The 3,190-nt window shown below is 34.2% G+C and carries 4 protein-coding genes; all 4 read left to right on the top strand.

Going from position 1 to position 3,190, the window contains the following annotated elements:
- Positions 1-738 (top strand): PIN domain-containing protein (locus ND811_RS18980; RefSeq protein ID WP_265365553.1); only part of this gene is annotated, 738 nt, incomplete at its 5' end.
- Positions 739-1,194: 456 nt separating this feature from the next.
- Entirely contained in the window at positions 1,195-1,572 is a 378-nt protein-coding gene (locus ND811_RS18985) for a type II toxin-antitoxin system RelE/ParE family toxin (RefSeq protein WP_265353554.1), read from the top strand.
- On the top strand, positions 1,538-1,855 hold the full coding sequence (locus tag ND811_RS18990) for a helix-turn-helix domain-containing protein (protein ID WP_265353553.1): 318 nt from the start codon (positions 1,538-1,540) through the stop codon (positions 1,853-1,855). The genes ND811_RS18985 and ND811_RS18990 overlap by 35 nt, the downstream gene beginning before the upstream one ends.
- Positions 1,856-2,062: 207 nt before the next feature.
- On the top strand, positions 2,063-3,016 hold the full coding sequence (locus ND811_RS18995; protein WP_265353552.1) for an ArdC family protein: 954 nt from the start codon (positions 2,063-2,065) through the stop codon (positions 3,014-3,016).
- The last annotated feature ends 174 nt before the right edge of the window (positions 3,017-3,190 follow it).

Consider the following 3,190-nt stretch of genomic DNA (forward strand, 5'->3'; position numbering starts at 1 on the left):
GATGAGACCCTGTATATGGCAAAAATATTATTAGATACTTGCACATGGCTAGATTTAGCTAAACCCAAGTTTGGAGAGATTTTTAATGAGCTTAAAAATCAGATAGACGAAGGAATAACTATTCTACTGACCTGTGAAATAATTAGAGAAGAATGGAATAACAATAAAACGAGAATCATTGAAGAAATTCTAACATCTATTCGCTCTCATGCAAAATCAGCGTTAAAAATGGGAGAACTTTTACAAACATCAGAAAGGCTCGAATTATATAAAATTGTTGAAAAATATTCAAAGATTGAGCAAGAACAAGAAAATTTAGCAAATCAATATTTTGATCAAGTTGAAAAGCTATTGCTTGGTTCGACTGTCTATAAAATTGATTCAAAACTAAAACTAGAAATGACAGATAGGGCTTTATTGAAAAAAGCTCCCTTTCATAACAGTAAAAATAATATGGCAGATGCACTATTATATTTTGGCGCAATTCAATTCCTAGAAAAAGAAACTGAAATTGCTAATGATTTAATATTTGTTACGCAAAATCATAAAGATTTTTGTGAACCATTGAATCTAAATAATTTGCACCCTGACTTAAAAAAATCGAATGTTTATTTCTACAATAATCTTGCTCAAGCCCTAAAAATGAGAAAGGAAATCATTGATGAAATGGATGAGTATCACGAAGGTCAGTTCTGGCGTTGGATAGAAATGCAGGCAGATATTGCCAGAGGGAAATAATTAAATTAAATTCGAATAGTAAAAACAGTTTATTAATAGATTATTCGGACAATAATTTAATATAGTTTTCTTGTAGCACTTTAATCAATAGTCTTTCCTGAAATCCTAATACATAGTAATAGGTCATTTTTACAAATTATAGAAATGTAATTTATAAAGACCTTGCAAAAGCTAAACTTGTGTCCCAACCATCAAACTACGCATAACAGCGGCTTACTGCTTCGCTTCGGGACGAGCCCTCGCTTGGGCTTCGCCAAATTGTCCTCCTGTCACTCGCTCGCATACGCAAGCTACGTGCCAGTCCCTAACGTCCCGTTCGGGACTCAGGGTCGGACAACTTCAGTAAGCCTAGTTCGTTATACGACATGTGGCAAAAGTCATTGAAAACTAATAATTTGGGTTCAAGAAAATAAAAAAAGTATTGAATTTGTAACGTTATTCCGTTACACCTAAAAAGTGAAAGAATTTACAGCTTATAAAGGCGAAAAATTCACTATTGAATGGTATTTTGACGAAAAAGAAAAATCCGATGTTCTAGAATATTTCAATGAACTACCTGATGATTTAAAAATTAAAACTTTGGTTTTGTTCAAAAGATTTGCTGATTTTGGAGAAATCAAAGACAAAACTAAATTCAATTTTGAAGGTGATTCTCTATTCGCTTTCAAACCTATTCCACACAGGTTCCTTTGCTTTTTTGTTAAAGGAAAGAAAATTATAATAACTAATGCTTTTGTCAAAAAAACTGATAAATTGCCAAAAAATGAAAAAATTAGAGCTATCAAAAGAAGGGAAGATTATGAAACAAGAAGTAAAAAAGGCATCTACTACTAAATCTACATTTGATCGTTTGATGAATGATAAATCCTTCAAAGCTAAATTTGATAAGGAATATGATGCTCTCAATCTTTCTGAAACTTTAATTGAATTAATGGAATCTCAAAAAGTTTCTGTCAGAGAACTTTCTAAAAAAGCAAATGTTTCCAGCACTGTTATTCAAGAAATTAGAAGTGGGAAACAAGACAACCCTACCCTACTTGTTCTTTCCAAATTAATCCACACTTTAGGTGGAGAAATTGTTATCAAGAAGGGAAAGAAAACCTTAGCTAGTGTCTAAGCCACACGTCGTATAACAGCGACTAACCGCTTCGCTTCGGGACTTCGCCCTCGCTCGGTCTGCGACACATAGGCTTCTGGCACTCCCCTTGCCTGCGCAAGTGTCGTTCCAGTCCCTAACGTCCCGTTCGGGACTCAGGGCCAGCCTACGTCGGTTAGTCTAGTTCGTTATACGCAATTGCCAAAATATTATTATTAATAGAGGAATATGAAACAAAAAATAAACGTAAGCGAAATAATTGAAATGTTAACTGATGAAATCTTAATCGAATTGAACACAGGTACTTTAAAAAAATGGACTAAATCTTGGTTAGAGTTCGGATTTCCTACTAATGCAGTTACTCATAATAAATATAGTCTATGGAATTCTAGACTTTTAAGTTTGTCATCTGAAACAAATGGTTTTCGAAATTCAATATGGGCTACATTTAATCAATGGAAAGATTTAGGTTATAAAGTAAAAAAAGGAGAAAGTGCAAGCGCACGAATTATTTCACCAATAACTAAAACTGAAAATGAGGAATTTGAGATAATTTCTGATTTTACAATAAATGAAAAAAAAACTAATGTAGAATTTCAGGCAAAACCATTATTTAATATTGACCAAACTAATGCTAATATCCAAGACTTTCAAAATTTAATTGGCCCTATACCACTTAAACAATCAAAGCCTTTAACTCTATTCATTAAGAGCATTCCGCATATATGCATTGAAGATAAAATCCAGCAAGAAGCGTACTATTCTTGGAACGGAAATATAAAAGATACAATAGTTATGCCTCCAATAAGTTCTTTTAAAAGTGAAGAAGATTATTGGGCTACTTATTTACACGAATTGGGACATTGGACAGGATCACCAATTAGATTAGGCAGAGATATTACAATTAAAAAATGGGGAGATTCTAATTATGCTTTCGAAGAACTAGTCGCTGAATTATGTTCTACACTATTAGGAGCAGCATTTGGATTTCAACGCGATCTTCAACATAAAGAATATATAGGTTCATGGCTATCTGCACTTGATAAATCTCCAAGTACAATTTATTTTGCGGGTAAGAAAGCTTATGATGCAGCCACTTTTCTTTGCAATTTATCCGGAAAATATTCTCCTAAGTCATGGCCATTACCCGAATACAATAACTTGCAATTAAAAAGTAGGTAATTAAAAAAAAACTTGTCAACTGCGTATAACAGCAACTTAACGCTTCGCTTCGGGACTTGCGCCCTCGCTCGGTCTGCGACACATTCCTCTCTGGAACTCCTCTTGCCTCCGCAAGCCTCGTTCCAGTCCCTAACGTCCCCTCCAGGGACTCAGGGTCGAGGAACGTCGTTAAGT

Origin of the sequence: Leptospira soteropolitanensis (assembly GCF_026151655.1) — a bacterium.
GTDB lineage: Bacteria > Spirochaetota > Leptospiria > Leptospirales > Leptospiraceae > Leptospira_A > Leptospira_A soteropolitanensis.

What these genes read in the sequence shown, in the direction of transcription:
- ND811_RS18990 (WP_265353553.1), top strand. Translation starts at nt 1,538, where the DNA reads ATGAAACAAGAAGTAAAAAAGGCATCTACTACTAAATCTACATTTGAT.
- ND811_RS18995 (WP_265353552.1), top strand. Translation starts at nt 2,063, where the DNA reads ATGAAACAAAAAATAAACGTAAGCGAAATAATTGAAATGTTAACTGAT.